Here is a 7,645-nt window from a genome sequence, read left to right as displayed (position 1 = left end):
GTCTTCATCATGTCGAGAAGTTCTTCCTTGGTCTTCTTGTTAAAGTCCTGACATTTCTTTTGGGCGTTCCCCACTGGCGTGGGTCGGGCTATATTTTAACGCACATCGTGCGGTCCTTGCGGACCGCCCGCAGCGCTGTTAAAACCAAGCCTCGCTTCGCGAGTCTCGGCCCCAAGGGGTCACTATCCCTAACGCGAATGCTACTCGCCGGCGGAAATAACCAGAACCACATTTCCAACATGTTCAGCAGCTTTTCCAAATTGGCGAACACAACTAATTATAATATCGGGCGCTTGTTTGCGTTTGGAACTGGATTTATAATACCCCATTGATTTTTAGGAGCTTCCCCCAAATACCCTTGTCCTCTAGAATCAAAAACTTCAAAATGCGTGGCATGGAAGCGATCTTCGTACCAAAGCGTATTATCACTTTTACGCCTGTAAATAGGAACACCTGCTAGTCCAGGTTTTGCGTGATACTGATGCTTTGTTTTTTCAAATTTTTCAGTATCGTTTAGTTCGAAAGGCAAAAAAGATTGTTCAACCTTATCAATATTAGACTGATCTACAAAATAATTTGGTACACTTCCATTGCTGCATTGTTGGTTTTGAACAAGAACGAAAGTGATTTGCGGATTTTTCATCCAATTTTGTATGGGCAAACTAAGGGAATTGAATCCATTTAAAGAAATGTATGCAAACATTCTATCATATGGTATACCTTGACCAAAATGTTTCACCTGCATATTCTGCGTTTGACAAGCGATATCAATCTCTTTGCTTTTAAAGGAACGGAGTAAAACGTTAAATAAATCTCTTTTCCTAAAGCCCAGATTTTTATAGTAATCTTTAAGGTTAAAAAATACTAAGGTAGAGCAATGAACATCATCAAAAAAAATAGACAGTTCTCCCATCCTTGAATGATTTGACCATTTTCTCGCAAGTAACGAAAGGGTCTCATCCAAATAAGATTGTATTGAGGAGGCGTAGACCTGATTAGAAATAATCAACGATTCTGGATTTATGCAGAATACAGTCATTAAAGGAGAACTCCCGCGTCTTTAATAGTCTGGTCAAAAAAGTCCTCTGGCCATTCAGATAAATTGCCATATGAATCAACAGAAATTTTGGTAGCCTTCGAAGGCTCATTCGCGTCTCGTTCTAGGAAGTAAATTGTCACATCATCACAATTTATCAGTTCCTGCTTTACAGCAACCCTTACTCCATCAATAATATGGTCACTATGTGTTTCCAAAACAACCTGTTTCCCTGCAGCAACAGCTCTAGCAATTAACTTACAGAGTTCAGACTGTCCCTTAGGATGCAAATGAGCTTCTGGACTGTCAACAACTAAAAGTTTTATATCAGAATCAAGCAGTGTCGCAATAATCGGTAACGAGTAGCTAATACCAAATCCCGTTTCTACAGCTTCTATGTCATTGTAATAAGGTTTGACCTGCTTTCGGTCTTTCGTTATATCAAGTTTTAAATTTGAATTAGGTGAAATTATTTGAAGCCAATCGCTAACATTGTCCTTAAAAGAAACTGAATCTTCATATTTTAATTTTTCATCAATTTTTATATTCTTTTCATCCTTTTTTAGAATATAGTCAAATATGAATTGACCATTTTTATCAAGATAATCATCCTTGGATAAAGGATTCAATTTGTAATATTCTTGAGGACCTATTCTTGACGCGGAAATCAATTGCAAATCATTTCGTTCTAATACTTGATTTAAACCGACTTGAGGCGGATTTTCATCCAACAAATCGATCTTAAGACGAAGGCTTTCCCCATTCCATAAAGCAGACACACTGAACCATTCGTCCCTAGTCAACTTACTTTTCATATCATCTAGAGCATAGGGTTCATCGTCAAAATGCATCGGCTCTTTCGATTTATCATCATAAAGGAATTTTATCGCTTCAACCACCGATGATTTTCCAGAAGCGTTAATTCCAGCCAAAATAGTCAAAGGTTTAAATTCAAACCTTTGATCGAGAAACGACTTAAAATTTTTCAATTCAAGAGATTCAAGCATCAGCCAAGACCTCATTAAATGTTTGTTCAAATTTATTAAACCGCAAATTGACATTGGTAATTTTCCAACTATTTTGCGACAAGGCATTACGTATATTGCCATCACCAAACAAAACCATCAATTTTACTGAAAGAACATCTTTCTTCTGTCTCAACATTTCAAAATCGTCACCATTGCACTTCATCAAAATATAGCCAATTGTTTCGAACAACGATTTATTCACTGGAGTACGATAATTCTTGCCTAAAGAAACTCTAAAAGAATAATCACCAAAAAGAATGTAACTCCGCTCCATAGCCTTGATGAAAAAATCTCTTATTTCATCAAGTTTGGGCATTTCGTTTAAAAGTTTTAAAGCCTTACAAAGAAAGGAATCCATATCGGAATTGGAAGGGTATTTCTCCCTACCTAGAATGTAAAAAGCAAGTAATCGGAGAATGATTTCTCTATCACCCATTCTTTCGCTTTTTATTGATTTTCCCGTAGCATTTTTAAAGGCTTCGCTCTGCGACAGATCGTTCAACAAATCCGTTCCCTTTCCCTGATAAAGAGCATGACGGATTTCTTGAGATGACAAAGGCAAACCTCCAGTATTAATTCTTTTGAAAATATTTCGTCTCACGCTTTCTGGAGTACTTGGAGAAATAATCACGAACTGAAATGTAGAATCCATTATCTGATTATACTGCAACGCAGGAAGTTCATCAATTCCTTTGCCATTTAAAGATTTCCAAAACTCCAACTCTGTCAATTTGTAGCTTTTATCTACAATAAATTCCTTTATTGCCGTAAGACGCTGTTGACCATCAACAACCGACCATACACCATTCTCATCCGCTGACACATAAAAGATTGGCAAAGGGATGTTCAACATTAGAGACTCAATTAGGCGACATTTGCGTTTAATATCCCAAACACTTTTTCTTTGAAAATCCGGATTCAAGATAATTTCGCGCCTATTAAATCGGTTTATAATCCGTTCAATAGGAATAGGCTTAACGTCTATTTTTATGTCTCTAGGCTTAAATGGCTTGTCAAATTCACTCTCAACAGAGGTCGTTTCTGCCGAGTCAGGCGAGAACAATTCTAAAGTAAGACCGCTTTCATCGGCTATTTCATTCTTGTCAATTTCGTCTATTTTGAGTGGTTCCATGCTGTAAATTTATAAAAAATTTTCCGTATCTTCTGCTAGATATAGTAGCAAAACGCCGTCCACGGCAACTCTCAACCATAGAAAAAAGTAAGCATTTTTATACGACACTCGTTTTGCACGCTATTTATGGGTTGCACGGGGTCCTGATGCTCGTGGCTCGGTTCAGCGCGTCGTAGGCGGTAACCGTCGTAAACGTTTCCGATTCCAGCAGCGAGTCCGGGGCGGCTGCGTCGCTGTTCTCGCAGAGAAATCCTAACTCAAACAACTGCGTTTCTAAATCAGAAGCTTCCTCCTGAAATTTGCGGGACTTTCTCTGTAACGAAGCGCAGGACATATGGTTAATATAGATTTATATTAACGGCAAAAAATATCATTGATCCCCTATAGGTATTTCAATATATCGAAAATAAAGTTGGTCGGCAAGCGCTACTTCTAATTTTTTGTTTATATCATCATAAGAAAGTTGTACGGTTTCTGATGTAGGCAGTTCTATTTCTTCCCAATGAGAGCCTTTATCTATGCTATACCTTAATACGGTCGGACCTGACAAAAATGGCCCCGTAACGGCAAATGCAATTATTTCATCAGTCAACAAAATTGCTTTTGGCGAATCTGAGGCATGCTTAGAACCTGACAAATTACGCCATTCACCTATCTTTTCAACATGATTTCCATTAGATTTAAGAAGAACTACGCTCGCTTTTCGAGGTTCCGAACGATATATTTTCCCTAAAATCCAATAATTTTCTTCATCATAAAACATCAATGTAGAATGAACATCCTGTTTCACATCAATAATAGTTGATGACCCATCATAACGATTTATACGCCCAACTTGTGATGTAAAAGCAGGATTTCCCTTACGAACTATAAAATTTGTATATAAAGGTTCTTCCTCTACATACCAAGAATCATCGGCTGTGATTTTATTAATCTGATGAACTTCAGGATTTTTGACATCAAGATTGCCAAATACTGGTATTTCACAAATAAGCAGATCCTGTTCTCCAAACAAGTTCCAAGAATTCCCAGAATCCTCCGATATATACACAGAAGCCCATGTTTCTTCTTTCTCATAATTATATAAAAAAACATACTTCGAATACCTAAAAAATCGAGGCATATTTTTTGCATCAGGAAATACTTTCAAATTCCAAGTTTTTCCATCATCATTAGAATTTAATGTCACAGGAACAAAAGCGTAACCATCTAGGTCTGAAAATCTATACCCCAATACAGAAATAGAATCCTTATTTTTCACAAAAACATCCAAAGGAATTATTCTGTAATCTAAAACTTTTATTTCTTTTATTTGCATGTTTTTACCATCTAGACAACCTAAAAGATTAAACACCGAAAATGAAATTAAAAATTTTAATACGTTATCCCACAATTTCATTTTGAAAGCACCCTTTGTTTTATAAACTCCTGGCCCACTTTAATTATTTGTTCAAGTCCAGAGGGCGTCGATAAATCGGCAAAGTCAGGGGTTTTCATAATTCTAAACCAATCTTCTTTTGGAAGATCAAACAAACCCGCTTCAATATAAGCTTTGGGATGAGTTTCATAAGCAAAATTTTTTAATTTCCAAGAATCATTTTCCATGTCTACTTTAGATTTCTGAAGTCCAGATTCCATAGATTGATGTAAATATCTAAGTGTTTTATCGGACCAATCCTTTCCCTGCGAAGACAATAAATCTTTCGTTTCATATTTAAATTTGAACATGTATTTATTTCCATATTCAATATAGTATTCAGGTATTTTATTTGTTTTATTTCGTATCTGATAATCTCGAGCTCTTGCAATATAATATAAGTCTTTTCCCACTAAATGTTTCAAATTCGTAGGTTTTGCTTTAGAACCAAGTTCCGGTTTTTCTTCAATTCCCTCTCTATATATTTCATTATCAAGCGATCCATTTTGAATCATCTCAATTATTGATTCAATCGTTTTTTTTCCATCATCACTCAACTCAGACGACACATTCGCCCTTATTGCATCAATCAGAACCTTACTTGCCTTAGCATCATCGTAGTCCTCATAACTAGAGCGAGCTTTCTCATCAAAATCAGAAGGCAACGGTGAAATTTCATCAACGGTCTGCGTTCCGCTCGGGTCCACGCCGCTTACGGGGTTCCCGTGCACGTAGGCGTAGAGGTTGATGCCGTCCTCAAGCCATGTGGGGTCAGTAGATACCCACCGTGAGATGTGAGCGGCGTAGTAGCGCTGCTCGCAGTAGTAAAGGGAACTTTCCTCGTCCTTTTCTTTTCCCGTATAGCGGTAGCGCTTCCGGCTCACTTCGCTCGCGTTGCGTCCGGCGCGGTAGCTTGTGTCGCCGTAGGGGTAGTATTCCTCATAGCTGATGATGTTGGCGGAGGCGTCGAGTTCAAGTGATGCCGAGCCGAGATGGTTGTCAAGCTGGTAGCGTAAAACGGGCGCGGGGCCCGCGACACGGTTCCCGTTTTCCACAGTCAAGGTTTCGACTATTGCAATGCGCCTTTGGTCGTCCATGACGTGCAGGGTCTCGCGCTCGGTCTCGAGCGTCCCGTTCACGGTCTTGCGCCAGATCTCGAACCCGCCGAGGTACAGGCGGGTCTCCGTCACGCCATTTTTCACTACAACCTTGCGAGTCCTTATCCCGTTGCCGTCGTAGTTGTAGTAGGCCTCAGTCGTGCCACGCGTGATGTGGCGCAGTTTTTCGGCGAAGTCCCAGTCCATCGCGGAGAGGTGCGGCATGGAGGCCATGCTGCCATGGGCGTTGTAGGCGAAGTTCGCCGTAGTCTGCCCGACTGCGTTTTCATTTTCGCAAAGGAAACCCAACTCAAGTAACTGCGTTTCTAAATCAGAAGGTTCCTCCTGAAATTTGGGAAGCTTTCTCTGTAAAGAAACGCAAAGCATAGAATCAATATAGGATAATTATTTGCAACCCAAAATTGGAGTTTTGCTGTAGAACTTGATTACTTAAGTTTCCATAATTTTTTTGTAAGGAAAACAATAGCAAATATCGCTAAACAAAAAAACAAATTTCCAACAAACCAAGACCCAAAAACAATTGCTAAATTTAAATAATAAATCTCACCCGATTCTAAATCAACAAATTGTCCCTGGGCATTGTGATTTAAAGCTATATACGCCATAAAAATTCCAACCACCATAGATTGAAAAAAAGTGTATAGAACAATGGTCGACAACTCACTATTTTCTTTTATTTGCATTTCTGTTCTCCCATAGTTTTTTATCGTAAATGGCTTTTACCCTCATTCCATAATCAGAAATACGTTTTGCGTTAATATTATTATATAAGGTTGCAATTTCTTCTATAGAAGCATTTGCAGGCAACAATTTCTTTATTCTCACAATCATCTCAGCACCCGCTTCAATATTTTTTTCTGGTTTTTTCAATTCTTCGCGAGAGCCAAAAACATCCCCCCAATACTTTACGTTTATATTCATTGGTAAAATACTTTTATTCAAATTAAATAAACTTGGAATAACATCATAGTACCCATGAGTTGTTTCCATATGCATAATTGCTTTCACGAGTTCACTATCAATTTTTTTATTTTGAGCAATTTTATTTATTTGCTTTTCGTATTTTTCCACTTGCGAGAACATCGAAATTTCATTGAAAGGTTGTTCAGAATTTGTATTTTCTGCAGGCAAAAGTTTTATTTTTTCATTAGGCTCCTCAGAATTTATTATCATTTCCTTTTTTGACTTTGGCTCCATTTTTTTTATGGTATCATGATACTTTACAGAATCTAGAACATCAGGCGTTTCTTGATTCCCTGATTTTGCAGACTGAATTTGCTTTTTTGTTTTTTCGTTTGAAACAGCGTTTTCCGCCTTATTTTCACCATTACGAAAAACCATAGGCTGATTATCAACTTCATCCGGCTTCGGATAAGCCTCATACTTATAATTCGAATCCTCCGTCCCTGTTCCGCTCGGGTCCACGCCGCTTAGGGGGTTTCCGTGCACGTACATGTACACGTTCAACCCGTCGCCGATGCCTATGGGGTCGGCGGCGGTCCAGCGTCCCAGCCAGCAGGCGTAATAGCGGGCCCCGTGGTAGTAAAGGCCGCTTTCTTCGTCCTTCTCCTTGCCGGTGTAGCGGTAGCGTTTCTGGCGAACTTCGCTCGCGTTGCGTCCGGCACGGTAGCTTGTGTCGCCGTAGGGGTAGTATTCCTCGTAGCTGATGATGTTCGCGGATGCGTCGAGTTCGAGAGACGCGGAGCCAAGATGGTTGTCGAGCTGGTAGCGTTGCACGGGGGCGGGATTCAAGACCTTGTTCCCGTTCTCGACGGTCAGCGTTTCCACCAGGGCCATGCGCCTCTGCCCGTCCATTATGTGCAATGTCTCGCGCTCGGTCTCGAGCGCTCCGTTCACGGTCTTGCGCCAGATCTCGAGGCCGCCGAGGTAAAGGCGGGTCTCCGTCACGCCATT

General features: G+C 39.7%; 7 protein-coding genes. All 7 read right to left on the bottom strand.

Going from position 1 to position 7,645, the window contains the following annotated elements; genetic code table 11:
- Positions 1-277: 277 nt before the first annotated feature.
- The gene (locus BGX12_RS14895; protein ID WP_109736813.1) at positions 278-913 is read right to left on the bottom strand and encodes a hypothetical protein; all 636 of its coding nucleotides are present in this window, start codon (positions 911-913) and stop codon (positions 278-280) included.
- A 125-nt stretch (positions 914-1,038) separates the two neighbouring features.
- Positions 1,039-2,043 carry a DUF3696 domain-containing protein gene (locus BGX12_RS14890; RefSeq protein WP_158278284.1) on the bottom strand — a complete coding sequence of 335 codons (1,005 nt, stop codon included), beginning with the start codon at positions 2,041-2,043 and terminating at the stop codon, positions 1,039-1,041.
- On the bottom strand, positions 2,036-3,196 hold the full coding sequence (locus BGX12_RS14885; RefSeq protein ID WP_109736811.1) for a DUF262 domain-containing protein: 1,161 nt from the start codon (positions 3,194-3,196) through the stop codon (positions 2,036-2,038). The genes BGX12_RS14890 and BGX12_RS14885 overlap by 8 nt, the downstream gene beginning before the upstream one ends.
- A gap of 370 nt (positions 3,197-3,566) precedes the next feature.
- Positions 3,567-4,595 (bottom strand): hypothetical protein, encoded by a 1,029-nt coding sequence (locus BGX12_RS14880; RefSeq protein WP_109736810.1) that lies wholly within the window; start codon positions 4,593-4,595, stop codon positions 3,567-3,569.
- Positions 4,592-6,097, bottom strand: a complete 1,506-nt coding sequence (locus BGX12_RS15880) for an RHS repeat domain-containing protein (protein WP_233246422.1) — start codon at positions 6,095-6,097, stop codon at positions 4,592-4,594. The genes BGX12_RS14880 and BGX12_RS15880 overlap by 4 nt, the downstream gene beginning before the upstream one ends.
- A 59-nt stretch (positions 6,098-6,156) precedes the next feature.
- Positions 6,157-6,414, bottom strand: a complete 258-nt coding sequence (locus BGX12_RS14870; protein WP_109736809.1) for a hypothetical protein — start codon at positions 6,412-6,414, stop codon at positions 6,157-6,159.
- A partial coding sequence (locus BGX12_RS14865) for an RHS repeat-associated core domain-containing protein (RefSeq protein WP_146196382.1) occupies positions 6,395-7,645 on the bottom strand: 1,251 nt, incomplete at its 5' end. The genes BGX12_RS14865 and BGX12_RS14870, both read right to left, overlap by 20 nt.

This window comes from Fibrobacter sp. UWR4, assembly GCF_003149045.1.
Taxonomy (GTDB): domain Bacteria; phylum Fibrobacterota; class Fibrobacteria; order Fibrobacterales; family Fibrobacteraceae; genus Fibrobacter.
The sequence above is the reverse complement of the archived record's forward strand: the minus strand, read 5'-3'. Positions and strand labels throughout refer to the sequence as shown.